Annotated in this window: 14 protein-coding genes; 8 read left to right on the plus strand and 6 right to left on the minus strand. The window is 61.6% G+C overall.

Features of this window, described 5'->3' with window-relative positions:
* Positions 1-29 precede the first annotated feature (29 nt).
* The gene (locus QRN36_RS11965; RefSeq protein ID WP_285424269.1) at positions 30-935 is read left to right on the plus strand and encodes a cation diffusion facilitator family transporter; all 906 of its coding nucleotides are present in this window, start codon (positions 30-32) and stop codon (positions 933-935) included.
* A 30-nt stretch (positions 936-965) separates the two neighbouring features.
* On the opposite strand, the gene QRN36_RS27455 is transcribed toward QRN36_RS11965, so the two are convergent.
* On the minus strand, positions 966-1709 hold the full coding sequence (locus QRN36_RS27455; protein WP_306470351.1) for a DUF6515 family protein: 744 nt from the start codon (positions 1707-1709) through the stop codon (positions 966-968).
* Between QRN36_RS27455 and QRN36_RS27460 the strand changes: the two genes are divergently transcribed.
* From QRN36_RS27460 to QRN36_RS11980, 3 genes are all read left to right on the plus strand, one after another.
* On the plus strand, positions 1695-1934 hold the full coding sequence (locus tag QRN36_RS27460) for a hypothetical protein (protein WP_306470352.1): 240 nt from the start codon (positions 1695-1697) through the stop codon (positions 1932-1934). The two genes, QRN36_RS27455 and QRN36_RS27460, sit on opposite strands and share 15 nt — an antisense overlap.
* 685 nt (positions 1935-2619) lie before the next feature.
* Positions 2620-3102 (plus strand): Lrp/AsnC family transcriptional regulator, encoded by a 483-nt coding sequence (locus tag QRN36_RS11975; RefSeq protein ID WP_093469156.1) that lies wholly within the window; start codon positions 2620-2622, stop codon positions 3100-3102.
* A gap of 23 nt (positions 3103-3125) precedes the next feature.
* Complete coding sequence (locus tag QRN36_RS11980) at positions 3126-3332, plus strand: DUF2788 domain-containing protein (protein WP_285424271.1); 207 nt, start codon at positions 3126-3128, stop codon at positions 3330-3332.
* Between the two features lie 117 nt (positions 3333-3449).
* On the opposite strand, the gene QRN36_RS11985 is transcribed toward QRN36_RS11980, so the two are convergent.
* The 4 genes from QRN36_RS11985 to QRN36_RS12000 all read right to left on the minus strand — a co-directional run bounded on the left by QRN36_RS11985 (position 3450) and on the right by QRN36_RS12000 (position 9597).
* Positions 3450-4082: a pseudouridine synthase gene (locus tag QRN36_RS11985; RefSeq protein WP_285424272.1), complete on the minus strand. Its 633-nt coding sequence runs from the start codon at positions 4080-4082 to the stop codon at positions 3450-3452.
* A 67-nt stretch (positions 4083-4149) separates the two neighbouring features.
* Entirely contained in the window at positions 4150-5646 is a 1497-nt protein-coding gene (amn, locus tag QRN36_RS11990; protein ID WP_177182229.1) for an AMP nucleosidase, read from the minus strand.
* A gap of 198 nt (positions 5647-5844) precedes the next feature.
* The gene (locus QRN36_RS11995) at positions 5845-7491 is read right to left on the minus strand and encodes an acyl-CoA dehydrogenase family protein (protein ID WP_285424273.1); all 1647 of its coding nucleotides are present in this window, start codon (positions 7489-7491) and stop codon (positions 5845-5847) included.
* A 147-nt stretch (positions 7492-7638) separates the two neighbouring features.
* Positions 7639-9597 (minus strand): hybrid sensor histidine kinase/response regulator, encoded by a 1959-nt coding sequence (locus QRN36_RS12000; protein ID WP_285424274.1) that lies wholly within the window; start codon positions 9595-9597, stop codon positions 7639-7641.
* Positions 9598-9956: 359 nt separating this feature from the next.
* Between QRN36_RS12000 and QRN36_RS12005 the strand changes: the two genes are divergently transcribed.
* The 4 genes from QRN36_RS12005 (at position 9957) to QRN36_RS12020 (ending at position 13711) form a co-directional block, all read left to right on the plus strand.
* Entirely contained in the window at positions 9957-10754 is a 798-nt protein-coding gene (locus QRN36_RS12005; protein WP_285424275.1) for a hydroxymethylpyrimidine/phosphomethylpyrimidine kinase, read from the plus strand.
* Between the two features lie 28 nt (positions 10755-10782).
* On the plus strand, positions 10783-11409 hold the full coding sequence (gene thiE, locus QRN36_RS12010; RefSeq protein ID WP_285424276.1) for a thiamine phosphate synthase: 627 nt from the start codon (positions 10783-10785) through the stop codon (positions 11407-11409).
* 54 nt (positions 11410-11463) lie between these two features.
* Positions 11464-12747 carry a glutamate-1-semialdehyde 2,1-aminomutase gene (gene hemL / locus QRN36_RS12015; RefSeq protein WP_285424277.1) on the plus strand — a complete coding sequence of 428 codons (1284 nt, stop codon included), beginning with the start codon at positions 11464-11466 and terminating at the stop codon, positions 12745-12747.
* 400 nt (positions 12748-13147) lie between these two features.
* Positions 13148-13711 (plus strand): tetratricopeptide repeat protein, encoded by a 564-nt coding sequence (locus QRN36_RS12020; RefSeq protein WP_285424278.1) that lies wholly within the window; start codon positions 13148-13150, stop codon positions 13709-13711.
* A 98-nt stretch (positions 13712-13809) separates the two neighbouring features.
* Here the strand turns inward: QRN36_RS12020 and QRN36_RS12025 are convergent, their stop codons facing one another.
* Positions 13810-14136 carry a DUF1820 family protein gene (locus tag QRN36_RS12025; RefSeq protein ID WP_062384926.1) on the minus strand — a complete coding sequence of 109 codons (327 nt, stop codon included), beginning with the start codon at positions 14134-14136 and terminating at the stop codon, positions 13810-13812.
* Positions 14137-14152: the final 16 nt, after the last annotated feature.

A 14152-nucleotide genomic window follows, 5' to 3' on the forward strand; every position in this document is an offset into this window, starting at 1 on the left:
TGCATTCAACGTTCTGACAAGGAAGCACCATGAGCAGCAGCCCCGAACACGCCCGGTTATTGCGGCTGGCGACGCGAGCTTCACTGGCCGTTGCCAGCGTCCTGATCATCAGCAAGGCGGTGGCTTGGTGGCTGAGCGGATCGGTCAGCCTGCTTGCGGGCCTGACGGATTCCCTGCTCGACGGGGCGGCGTCATTTCTGAATCTGCTCGCGGTGCATTACGCGCTTCGCCCTGCCGACGACGATCACCGATACGGTCACGGCAAAGCCGAAGCGTTATCTGGCATGGCGCAATCGCTGTTCATTGCCGTCAGTGCATTTCTCATCGGGTTCCAGGCAATCCAGCGCATCCAGCACCCGCAAGCGCTCAGTGCCCCGGGCCTGGGCGTGTTGGTGATGTTGCTGTCGATCGTGTTGACCCTCGGCCTGCTGGCGCTGCAACACAAGGTGGTCAAGGAGACGGGCTCGGCGGCGATCAGGGCCGACTCGCTGCACTATCGCTCGGATCTGCTGCTTAACTTCAGCATCATGCTGGCCCTTGGGCTGGCATACGTCGGCTATGCGCAACTGGATGCTTACTTCGGTCTGGCGATCGCGTTCTACATCCTGTGGAGCGCGGTTTCCATTGCCCGGGAGACGGTTTCGGTGTTGATGGACGCCGAACTGCCAGCGGATGTCAGCGCGCGCATGCTGGCGCTGGCCGAAAGCGTGCCCGGCGTGCTGGGCGCACATGACCTGCGCACGCGGATATCCGGGAATCACTGGTTCGTGCAATTGCATCTGGAGCTGCCGGGCGCATTGACCCTGACCGCCGCCCATGAGCTGTGCGAGCAGGTCGAGAATGCCATTCGCGGCGAATACCCCAAAGCCGAAGTGCTGGTCCATGCCGACCCGCAGGAAGTCGTGAAGCGGGGCAACAGTCCAGTCCTGAACTGATGCCGGTCCGCTTCACATCACCAAGCGTGTTTACTGCTGAACGCTGTATCCACGCCCGGCGTAACAACTCGCCATCGCCTGGCGGTACAGCCCGAGCACTTCCGGCGCTGGCTGATAGGTAGCCGTAGCGGGATCGAAGTTGCTCTGCTGCACGGCGTAGCGGTAGCAATCGTAGCGATCCTGCTCGATCTGCTGCTGGGTCTGGCCGTTGGACGGGTAAGCGATCACGTCATAAGGACCGCCCTGCTGCGGCGCCTGCTCAGGCGAATACACCGGCTCGACGTTCTGCGGCGGCTCGGCCACGACATACTCCTGAGTGCTTTGCTCATAGGTGTAGTAGGTGCCTGCGGCCAGGAAGAACAGCGCGCTGCCCAGCCAGACCTGCTGCGCGTAATCGGGCAGGTAGCGCACACGAACGCCCCGCGGCGGCGCGACCACAATGTAGCGCGGTCCCTGCGGGCGATACCAATAGCCGCCTGAATAGAAGTAGTCGCTGCCGTGATAGGGCACGCGTGAGTAACCGCCCGGAATGCGGTCTATCTCGTAACCGGGGCGATAACGCGGGCCGGATCCCCAACCCTCGTTATGGCCACCCGGTGGTCTGCCGCCCTGCCAGTTGCCGTTATCGGGACGACGGTCGCCGCCTCGCCACGGGCTGTCTCGCGGCAGGTCGCGGTAGAAGCCCTGACGCGGTTCCTGAGTCTGCACCGCTGTATCAGGTCGGCTCTGGATGGGCAGATTGCTCTGACGATCCTGAAGTTGACGCTGTTGCAACTGCTGTTGCTGCTGGCGCTGTTGCTGCTGCAACTGTTGCTGGCGTTGTTGCTGCAATTGATCCTGACGCTGTTGATTGCGTTCGCGATCCTGCTGCTGGCGCTGTTGATCGAAGCGCTCTTGCTGGTTCTGCTGGATCTGCCGTTGCTGCTGCAACTGTTCCTGCTGGCGCTGCTGCTGATACTGCTGTTGCTGCTGCTGGCGCTGCTGTTGCTGACGCTGTGAATCTTCGTTGAAGCTACGCTGCTGGTTCTGTTGCTGCTGACGCTGCATCTCGAACCCGCGCTGTTGCTGCTGACGCTGTTGCTGTTGCTGTTGCTGTTGATTGTTATCGTCCGCCAGCGCCTGAGCACTGATGCTCAAGGCCAAGAGACTGACACCTGTCAAACGCCAGATGCGCATGTTCATGCTTTCCTCACTGCGGCGCGGATACCTGTGGATAGGACTGCATTCTGGGTGCGCCGTTCGCCGCACTCTATCAGCGTGCCGCATGAAACTGTAGGCGTGAGCTTGCCTGAAATCTGTCGATCCAGGCGGTCGCAGGCACGTCACGCTCAAGGGGTGGGCGTTTGGGCCTCGGCGGATATCGCAGGCACAAAAAAAGAGGGCTCATTGGCCCTCTCTTGGAGACTTCGTCCTGGCTCGACGCTTTTGACGCCGGCTCACCTCGCATCGTCTTCTGGACATTGCGCAGCCCGGTGGCCTGGTCAACCCTGTCGGGCTGGAGGCCGCGGCTGGCCTGATTCGGCGGGCCGCGCTGGACGCTATGTCCGGGCAGTGATTCTGGTTAAAAGAATAGGCCTGACCGGGCGACAGCCGATTGCGAATGTTGCTGATGAAAACACTACTTGCGCAATTTTTCACTTCGGATGAATAATTCAGCGCAATCGATCTCATAAAGGTGCTTATCGTGAGCAAGCTCGACAGATATGACTTGAGTATTTTGGCCGAATTGCAGCGCGATGCGCGCATCTCCAATCAGGAATTGGCCGAGCGCATCGGGCTGTCCCCTTCGCCCTGCTCACGACGCGTGAAACAGCTGGAGGACGACGGTTACATCGAGCGTCAGGTGGCGTTGCTGGATCGCAAGAAACTGGGCCTGAGCCTGACCGCTTACGTGCTGATCGGCATGGACCGCCACACACCCGACCGATTCGAGAATTTTGAACAGCACATCCGCAACCTGCCACAGGTGCTGGAATGCAGCCTGGTCACAGGCATCGACGCTGATTACCAGTTGAAGGTCGTGGTCCCGGACATGGATCACTACCAGAAATTTCTGCTCGGGCATCTGACCCGCATCGATGGGGTCACCAGCGTGCGTTCCAGTTTCGTGCTCAATCAGGTGCTGGCGAGCACCGAGCTACCCTTAGTGCATCTGCGCGGCGGGTAGGCCCGATTCACCGGAGATATACGATGGAACCCGAGGTGTTCGAAGAGTGGATGATGACCATCCTGGTGACGGTTCTCATCGGTTTCATGTGTTTCATCGTCTGGGACCTGGCGAAGAAATCCAGGGCTGGACGCTTCGGCACGATGATCCTGTTCGGCGTGCTGGGGTTGGGCGTGCTGGCTTTCGTGATCAAAAGCGTGGTGATTGCGTATATCGAGCAGCACAAGTGATCGGGCTGGGCCCTGTAGGAGCGCGCTTGCCCGCGATATCGTTTGATCTGACACATCCGCCTTGTCTGACACACTGCAATCGCGGGCAAGCGCGCTCCTACGGTTGAACGGTGGACGCTACAACTTCGCTGGCACTTCCCGCCACTGCCCCTGATCCAGCCCGTCGATGCTCCAATCACCGATGCGCACGCGCACAAGCCGCAAGGTGGGCAGACCGACGGCTGCGGTCATCCTGCGCACCTGCCGGTTGCGACCTTCCTTGATGATCAACTCCAGCCAACTGGTCGGCACGCTCTTGCGGAATCGCACCGGCGGATTACGCGGCCACAGCTCGGGTTCTTCCAGCTGCCGCGCCTGTGCCGGCAACGTCGGGCCGTCGTTCAATTCCACGCCGCTGCGCAGTTTGTGCAGTTGCTCCTCGCTGGGCTCGCCCTCCACTTGCACCCAATACGTTTTCGCCAGTTTGTGCTTCGGGTCAGCAATGCGCGCCTGCAATTGACCATCATTGGTCAGCAGCAACAAGCCTTCGCTGTCCCGGTCAAGGCGGCCTGCTGGATAGATGCCGGGGATATCGATGAAATCCTTGAGCGTCGCGCGGCCCTCGCCATCGCTGAACTGGGTCAGTACGTCGAACGGTTTGTTGAACAGGATCAGGCGGGGTTCGGCAGGCGGCGCTTTCGCGACGCGGCGAGTAGCGCCGGAGCGGTCAGGCGCGGGGCGGCGGGGAACGGGACGTTGATTGCGGGGCATGGGGACTCGAAACGGCGTAAGCGAAAATACAAAGGGCCACTTTAGTGGCCCTTGTCCTGAATGACCATCAGCGGAATGGCGGCTCGTCGAAACTGCGCAGTTTGCGCGAGTGCAGCGAGTTGAGCTGAGTGCGCATCAGGTCCAGCGCGGCGATGCCGATCTTCAGGTGCTGAGTGACGGCGCGCTCATAGAAGGCGTTGGCCGAGCCCGGCAGCTTGATTTCGCTGTGCAGCGGCTTGTCGGAAACGCAAAGCAGCGTTCCGTACGGCACCCGCAGTCGATAGCCTTGGGCCGCGATCGTGCCGCTTTCCATGTCCACCGCCACAGCGCGGGACAGGTTGATGAGCGGTCGCTCCTGCGCCCAGCGCAATTCCCAGTTGCGATCGTCGTACGTCAGCACGGTGCCGGTGCGTAGACGTTTCTTGAGGTCGTCGCCACGTTCGCCCGTCACCTGCGCGGCTGACTCCTGCAACGCCAGCTGCACCTCAGCGAGGGCCGGAATCGGGATGTTTGGCGGCAGCACCCGGTCCAGAATGCCGTCGCGGCGCATGTAAGCGTGGGCCAGTACGTAGTCGCCGATGGTTTGCGACTGACGCAGTCCGCCGCAGTGGCCGATCATCAGCCAGCAATGTGGGCGCAGCACCGCCAGGTGATCGGTGATGTTCTTGGCGTTGGAAGGGCCGACGCCAATGTTCACCAGGGTCACGCCATGACCGTCTTCGGCGATCAAGTGGTAGGCAGGCATCTGATAGCGGTGCCAGACCACGCTGGAAACGATGGCCTGAGCCTCGCCATGATCCATGCTCTTGTCGACGATAACGTTGCCCGGCAGAACCATCTTCACGAAGCGCGGATCGTCGCGCAGTTTTTCCAGGCCATGAACGATGAACTGGTCGACGTAGCGGTGGTAGTTGGTCAACAGAATCCAGGGCTGCACATGACGCCAGTCGCTGCCGGTGTAATGCACCAGACGGCGCAGCGAGAAATCGACGCGTGCAGCATCGAACAGCGCCAGTGGCAGCGGATCGGTATTGGCCCAGTCGTACAGACCGTCGGCAATGCCATCGGTGGCCGCCGAAAGGTCGGTGCTCGGGAACACCCGTGCCAGCGTGGCGGCGGTCACGCCGGTGCCGGCCAGTTCGTCGCCCTGCTCGACCACATAAGGATAGGGAATATTCTGCTCGCTGACGCCCACTTCGACCGTGACGGTGAAGTCATTCATCAGCGGAACGAGCTGTTCGATCAGGTATTTACGGAATGCGGCCGGGTGCGTGACGGTGACGCTGTATGTGCCGGGCAGCTGCACCTTGGCATAAGCGCGGGTGGTGAGCGGTACTTCGCCGTGGCAGTGATAGGTCAAGCGCAATTCCGGGTAGCGGAACAACAGACGCTCAGCGGCGTCGGGCTCAACGCGGTCTTTCAGGTAGCGCTTGAGGGCTTGGCTCAGCGCGGTGGTTGCACGTGCGTGCAGCTCGGCAAGCCGGTCCACGGCTTGTTCGGCGGTTTCTACGACAATAAAAGCTTCGGTCACGATACGCATCCTTCTGATCTTGCAAGGCACCATCTTGCCTGCAACGGCAAGGGAAGGCACGACAAGCTTAGCGAATCATGCTTTTGATTCTGGCCGGAGGCCGAAGCGCTCTGGCTTGTCGACGATCTGCCGTGAACCGGCAGCAAAGCCTGGCGATCTCGCTGTGCCAGACCCACCGCATTCGCGACCGCCGCAACCTCGATTGCTCCCGCGGGGGCCGCGCCCACCCAGTTAAACCTGCGGTGACGATCTGGCCACCAGTGCCTCGACATTCACCCCTCGCGGCAGCGCGCCATACACCCGCCCCGGCTGTTCGATACGACCGGCGATAAAGCCATCACTGACCGCCGAATTGCCGGCCTCAAGCAGCAGCTTCGCCTGCAAACCCACCGCAATATCCTCCGTCAGTTGCCGGGCGCGATACTGAATGTCGCTGGTGTCCTGAAACGCCGCCTTCAGCCGATCGATGTGCGCCGCCAGTCGTCGGTCGCCATGACCGTCGCCCAGTTCGTCAAACAGCGCATCGAGCACGCCCGGCTCCTTGGACAGCGCGCGCAGCACATCCAGGCACTGCACGTTGCCCGAACCTTCCCACGTCGAGTTGACCGGGGCTTCCCGGTAAAGACGCGGCAGGATGGTGTCTTCGACGTACCCCGCGCCGCCCATGCACTCAGCGGCTTCGTTGATCATCGCGGGCGCGCGCTTGCAGATCCAGTATTTGCCCACAGCCGTGACCAGCCGGGCAAAGCGCGCCTCGTGAGGATCGTCCAGCCGTTCAAGTGAGCGGCCCATGCGCAAGGTCAGCGCCAGCGCCGCTTCGCTCTCCAGCGCCAGATCGGCCAGCACGTTCTGCATCAGTGGCTGCTCGCTGAGCAGACGGCCGCTGACGCTCCGGTGCGCGCAGTGGTGCGCCGCCTGAGTCAGCGCCTGACGCATCAGCGCACTGGAACCGTTCATGCAGTCGAAACGGGTCATGGCGACCATCTCGATGATCGTCGGCACGCCCCGCCCTTCTTCGCCGACCATCCACGCCAGCGCGCCGCGGAACTCCACTTCGCTGGACGCGTTGGACCAATTGCCGAGCTTGTTTTTCAGCCGTTGAATGTAGAACTCATTGCGCGTGTCGTCCGGCCGATGACGTGGCAACAGGAAGCACGTCAGCCCTTTGTCTGTCTGCGCCAGCGTGAGAAACCCGTCGCACATCGGCGCGGAGCAGAACCACTTGTGGCCCACCAGTTCATACGCCTGCCCGGGCCCCGGCTGGCCAACCGGGTAAGCGCGCGTGGTATTGGAGCGTACATCCGAGCCGCCCTGCTTCTCGGTCATGGCCATGCCGATCGTCGCGCCCGCCTTATGAGCGATGCCGACGTTGCGAGGGTCGTATTCGGTGGCGAGGATCTTGGGCAGCCAGACGTCGGCCAGCTCCGGCTGCAAACGCAAGGCCGGGACGCTGGCGAAGGTCATGGTCAACGGGCAGCCGCTGCCGGCCTCGGCCTGGGTGTGCAGATACGTCATCGATGCGCGAGCGACATGGGCGCCTTCACGCGGATCGATCCAGGGCAATGAAGGAAGACCATGCTCCACGGCCGTCTGCATCAACTGGTGATACGCCGGATGAAACTCCACCAGATCGATGCGATGACCATACCGGTCATGGCTGGCGAACACCGGTTTGTTCTGATTGGCGAGAAACCCCGCTGCCATGAGCGGTCCACCGGCCAGCGCGCCGTAAGCATCGATCTTCGCCTGCGCCCAGCCGGCCCCGAAGCGCCGCGACCACTCCTGCAACGGCAGGTCGACCCGGTAGAGGTTGACGCCATCGAGCGAAGGCGGCTGGTTGGTGACTTCATGGGTCTCGGCGAACTGATGCAGATTCATGAGGCGACTCCGGTCCGGTCAACGCGCAGCGAGCGCGGATGACCGCCAGTGAATCACGCACCTGATGACGAAAAAAGTGCCATAGCCGACTAAATGACGGCGCCTTTGCCTTGTTCGCCCTTGCCGACGACAGCCTGGCGGGTGCCTTCACGCCACTGGCGCTGTCGCCCGCTGAACGTCCAGACTGAGTCGGAACTGACTGCCGTTGCCCAACTCGGATTGATGGCTAAGGCGCCCGCCCTGCAGCTCGATCAGCTGTCGGCAGATGGCCAGACCGATGCCCAGCCCGCCGTATTCGCGAGTCGTCGAGCCATCGACCTGGAAGAAATTCGCGTACAGCGTTTCATCGTCCAGGCGGCTGAAACCAATCCCGGTGTCGATCACGTCAATCATCAACCGCGTGCGCTGCCTGTCGACGTACTGAGCGTTCACACGCACCCGGACCGAACCGGTTTTTGTGAACTTGATGGCATTGTCCAGCAGGCATTCCAGGCACTGACGCAGCTTGAGCGCGTCGCCTTCCAGGCTGTCCGGCAATTCCTCATCCAATTCGATGGTCAGGGTCAGCGCTTTGCTGCGCGCCAACGGCTCGAACGTGCTGCGCAGTTGAAACAGCAGGTGACGCAGGCTGAATGCCTCGTTCTGCACCGTGATTCGCCCGGCCTGCAGCTCGGTCAGGGTGAGGATGCCGTTGACGATGCCCATCATGTTCTGCGCCGAGTCGGCAGCGGTCTGGCGGTAAAGCTCGATCTCGCCCTGAGCGCCGTCGATCTGCATCAGCTCGAGCGAGCCGATGACGCCATTCATGGGCGTGCGCAGTTCGTGAGTCAGCGTGGCGAGAAACTCATCCTTCAAGCGGTTGCTGACGGCCAACTGTTGATTGAGCTTTTCCAGATCCCGGCTCGACTGCTCCATCAACTGCGCCTGACGATCGCGCATGGTGTTGATGCGGTCCGCCAGCGCCAGCGACAGCAGCGCCACCTCGACCACCGAGCCGATCTGGCTGGCGTACATCGTCCAGAAATTGTTCGGCAGACTGCCCAGCAACATCGTCGCGTTGATCACCCCGCCCGTGAGGAAGGCTGACCAGGCGAAGACAAAATACCGCGCTACTCGCCGCCCCTTCAGCCAGGCGACGATGCCGATCAACAGAATGACCGGCGTGAACAGCAACACCAGCCCGGTGACCAGGCGCAGGGCGACGCCGTAATCAAGCGCCAGTGACAGGGTCATGATCAGCGCGGCACAGGCCATCATCAGCAGCAAGGGCACATCGAGCCAGCCGCCGAGCGTTGGCGTCTGCAGAAATTTGCGGGCGAACTGGCTGGCGAAGAGGATCGCTGCCGCAATCAGAAAGGTCGTGGACGTGTTGGCCCACCACGGGTTGTCCGGCCAGAGAAACTCGATCCCCGCGCCATTGACCGAGACCTGGTACAGGCCGAAGCACGTGATGTAGAGGATGTAATAAAGGTAACTGGCGTCGCGCACGCTCAGGTAGATGAACAGGTTGTAGATCAGCATCACGGCCAGCACGCCGTAGATCATCCCCAGCACATAGAGCCGCGACGGCTGCTCTTCGATGTAAGCGTGGCTGGCCCACAGATTCAGCGGCGCCTGGACCGAGCCGTGGCTGGCGACGCGCAGGTAAACGGTTTTGCTTTCGTTGGCGTTCAGGTTGAGGTCGAACAGGTAATTGTTCTGTTTTATCTGCCGGCTGGAGAACGGCAGCATGTCGCCGGTCTGCCAGGTCAGGCTCGGCGCGGCTTCGTCATTGGCCAGGTACAGGTCGGCGTGGTCCATCGGCGGATACGCCAGTTCCAGCAACCAGTCGGCGGACGCCACCGGGTTGGTCGGACGATAGGTCAGCTGTACCTTGAGCCAGTAAGTCGAACGCGAATACCCGGCGTTGAGCGAGCCGGCGTCCAGCGGGCGGAACCGGGCGGCGCCTTCGGGCGAGGAGACGTCTTCAATCGTGGCCGCGCCCGTCGGGTCCTCGAACACCTGCGTCGCCCGCCCCAACGGCAGCGTGCGCGTGGTTTCGTCGAACTCGACGGCGCCCGCCAGCATCGGCAGCACAAGGCATAAAAGGGTCAGTAGAAGGCGCATGCAACACCGCCCGCTTGATTCAGGGCGGCCAGGCTGATCCCCGACGCTTCGGGGGACGACTTCACGATCCGGGACAAACCCTGGACACTCGGGACGACCGAGAATTCTGCCAACAGGCTTAACGGGCAACGCACTTGCATTCACTCTTATGACAGGAACAGACGAGACGCCGAGACATGGCGATTGATAGCTAGATGACACCATCTTAATCGTCCAACGCCAAGCTTTCGTTAGCCTTTCGGGACGACCGGCACCATTCTCCCTGAAAACATCGAAACAGAGCCATCGCCGACGCAGGTGCGAAAATTCTGACGGCGACCGGCGGCCCGGCAAAAACTTTAGTGGTAAGCTCGCGCACCATGAATATCTATAGCTCCCGCCCTGTTGTCCTCTGTCTCTCCGGCCACGACCCAAGTGGCGGCGCCGGCTTGCAGGCAGATATCGAATCCCTGCTCGCGCAAGGGTGTCACGCCGCCCCGGCGGTCACCGCTCTGACCGTTCAGGACACCGTGAACGTCAGCGATTTCCGGGTGCTGGATCGTGAATGGGTGCTGGCTCAGGCCAACGCCGTGCTCGACGATTCGACCGTCGCGGCCGTGAAGCTCGGCATGCTGGGTTCGCTTGAAATGGTCGATACCGTCGTCGAACTGCTGCAGGCCCATCCACATCTGCCCCTGGTCTGCGATCCGGTGCTGCGTGCCGGCGGTGGCGGACGACTGGGCAAGGACGAAGTGGGTTATGCGATGCGCGAGCGGTTGCTGCCACTGGCGACCATCGCCACGCCCAACTTGCCGGAAGCCCGCATTCTTGCCGAACTGCCTGAAGGCACGGCAGATGAGTGCGCTCAGAAACTGCTGCCGTTCTGCGAGCATTTACTGATCACCGGCGGCCACGGCGACGAGCAGCAAGTGCACAACCGCCTGTACATTCGGGGCGGCAAGACCCACACCTTCACGTGCCAGCGCCTGCCCGGCAGTTATCACGGGTCCGGTTGTACCCTGGCCAGCGCACTGGCCGGTCGCCTGGCGCTGGGGCAGGACCTGATCGGCGCCGTGCAAACCGCGCTGGACTACACTTGGCGCACGCTGCGTGATGCGGAACAGCTGGGTCAGGGCCAGTTCGTTCCACGCCGCCTGCCGCTGGATTTCTGCTCGTAACGTACGCCACGAACAAGAGGCACTCTCGATGAAACTACGTGGCCTGTATGCCGTCACTGACAGCCAGCTGTTGGCGGGCAAGTTCCTGTCTTACGTCGAAGCCGCCCTCGATGGCGGCGTGACGCTGCTGCAATACCGCGACAAATCCGGCGATGAAACCCGTCGCCTGCGTGAAGCCTCGGAGCTGCTCAAGCTGTGCGAGCGCTATAAGACACGCCTGATCATCAACGACGACGCCGAGGTCGCCGCGCGACTGGGTGTCGGCGTGCATCTGGGCCAGACAGATGGTTCGCTGCCGGACGCGCGCGCCTTGCTGGGCCATAAGGCGATCGTCGGCGCCACCTGCCACGCGCAGGTCGAGCTGGCCGAGAAAGCCAAGGCCGATGGCGCCACCTACGTTGCGTTTGGCCGCTTCTTCAATTCCAACACCAAGCCGGGCGCGCCGGCGTGCGACCTCGACCTGCTCGATCAGGCGCGCAAGCGTATTTCCCTGCCCATTGCCGTCATCGGCGGGATCACGCTGGAAAACGCCGCCCCGCTGGTGGCCCATGGCGCGGACCTGCTGGCCGTGGTGCACGGACTGTTCGGTGCCGACACCGCGCAGGAAGTCACTCGCCGCGCGCGTGCGTTCAACGATTTGTTCAAACCGGCCTGATCCGTATCAGGCCGTTTTGCGCTTCCTTCTACCGACTCAAACAGAGACTTCACCATGTCCCGTTCCGAAACCCTGTTCGCCAACGCTCAGAAGCACATTCCCGGCGGCGTCAATTCGCCCGTTCGCGCGTTCAAGAGCGTCGGGGGCACACCGTTGTTCTTCAAACATGCCGCAGGCGCCTACGTCACCGACGAAGACGACAAGCGTTATGTGGATTACGTCGGTTCCTGGGGTCCGATGATTCTCGGCCACAGCCATCCCGAAGTGCTGGATGCAGTGCGCAAGCAGCTGGAGCATGGCTTGTCGTATGGCGCGCCGACGGCGATGGAAACCGAGATGGCCGATCTCGTCTGCTCGATCGTGCCATCGATGGAAATGGTGCGCATGGTCAGTTCCGGCACCGAAGCGACCATGAGCGCGATCCGTCTGGCCCGTGGTTTCACCGGCCGGGACAGCATCATCAAATTCGAAGGCTGCTACCACGGTCACTCCGACAGCCTGCTGGTCAAGGCCGGCTCGGGTGCACTGACCCTCGGCGTACCGAGCTCGCCGGGTGTTCCCGCCGCGTTCGCCAAACACACGCTGACCCTGCCATTCAACGACATCGATGCGGTCAAGACGATGCTCGTCGAAGTGGGCCAGGAAGTGGCGTGCATCATCGTCGAGCCGGTGGCAGGCAACATGAACTGCGTTCCGCCGGCACCGGGCTTCCTTCAGGGCCTGCGTGAAGAATGCGACAAGCACGGCGTGGTGCTGATTTTCGACGAAGTCATGACCGGTTTCCGCGTTGCACTCGGCGGCGCCCAGGCCTACTACGGCGTCAAGCCGGATTTGAGCACGTTCGGCAAGATCATCGGCGGCGGCATGCCGGTCGGCTGTTTCGGCGGCAAGCGCGAAATCATGTCGCACATCGCGCCGCTCGGCCCGGTGTATCAGGCTGGCACGCTGTCCGGCAACCCACTGGCAATGGCCGCAGGCCTGACGACCCTGCGCCTGATCAGCCGCGAGGGTTTCCATGACGAACTCAGCGCCTACACCACTCGCATGCTCGAAGGCCTGCAACAGCGCGCCGACGCTGCCGGCATTCCGTTCGTGACGACTCAGGCGGGCGGCATGTTCGGCCTCTATTTCACTGAAGCGAAAGAAATCGTCACTTTCCACGACGTGATGAGCAGCGATGCAGAACGCTTCAAGCGCTTCTTCCATGCAATGCTCGAAGGCGGCGTGTACCTGGCGCCAAGTGCATTCGAAGCGGGCTTCACCTCGATCGCCCACGGCGAAGCCGAGTTGCAGCTGACGCTGGACGCGGCCGAGAAGGCGTTCGCTCAGCTAAAATAACGGGCAGACCGGGCGGAACGGATTCCACCCGGCATCAGCGCCGTCTGGTTTTACGACTGCTGCGCAGCCGATCGCGGGACAAGCCACGCTCCTACACCACAGTGTTAGCTGCGCTGCATCCGTACACTGGGCAATAGAGGGTTTGTAGGAGCGTGGCTTGTCCCGCGATCTGGCGCGTAGCGGCAGCAAACGTCCATCAGCCAGCGTTTTCAGGAGCAGCCACGGCCCGAAAGCGTCATTATGCAGCGGCAAAACCTCCTGAATTCAGCGCTGTAAGGCCCGTGCAGCAGAAAATCAGTAAAGACTTTGTAAGGTTGGCCCCGCTTATTTCATAATGCGCAGCCAGCACGTTTAGCTGGACGGGCATGCCCGCACCTTTTTCAGAGGTAAGTCGACTTCCATGAATCGCACCGGCCGCACCCTTGCATTGGGCTGCCTGTTGCTTCTTCATCCCCTGCTGGCTAATGCAGGTGGCAACTCGTTGTTGATCCCAGCGGTGGGTCGTTGCACCCTCAATACCCAGCCAGACAACCTGCCAGCAGCGTTGTCGGCCTGCCAGCAGGCGGCTCAGGGCGGGGATGCGCAGGCGCAATATGAGTTGGGACAGTTCTACTACGACGGCAAAAGTGCGCCGCGCGATCTCACTCAAGCACTCAACTATTTCGAACAAGCCTCGTTACAGGGCCACGCTCAGGCGCAGTATCAACTGGGTCTGATGTTTTTCCGTGGCGAAGGCGTTCAGGCCAACAACATCCAGGCGTATATCGTGCTGAAGATGGCGGCGGTCAATGGTTCGGAAGATGCGCTGGACCAGGCTGACGAAGTGTCAGCGCAGATGAAGAAAGAAGATCTCGACGTCGCCACCCAAGTTCTGGGGCAGATCTTCCGCAAGTATCTTCTGGAGTTGCAGACGGCCGAAGGGCGCACCCCTTTTGCACCGTTTCCCGATAGCGCGAAGCCCTGAGCGGCATTTCTGAGCCAGCGCTGCGAATGATCGCTTTGCTGACACAAGCCGCCTCGGCAACGAGAGTCCCTCCCATCGAACGCTGACCGGTCAGAAGCCTACTTGTCAGGCATCGGCATCGGAAACGGCATGACATTGCCAGTCTGACGCGCTTCACTGATCTTCGCAGTGCCCATACGCTCGACTTCATCGATGCGCACAATCGAATGCATCGGCACAAAACTGCGCACCACGCCATCGAACTGTGCTTTCAGCTTCTCTTCGCTGGGGTCAACCACAACGGTCGTGCGCTCACCGAAGACGAATTCCTCCACTTCCAGAAAACCCCACAGATCGCTCTGGTAGATCTGCTTGGCGTACATCTCGTACACCTGTCCCTGGTTGAGAAAAATCACCTTGTAGATTGGAGCTTCGCGTTTGGTCATAACTGGCAGGCAATGA

It is taken from the genome of Pseudomonas sp. efr-133-TYG-103a, from assembly GCF_030209235.1.
Taxonomy (GTDB): Bacteria; Pseudomonadota; Gammaproteobacteria; order Pseudomonadales; family Pseudomonadaceae; genus Aquipseudomonas.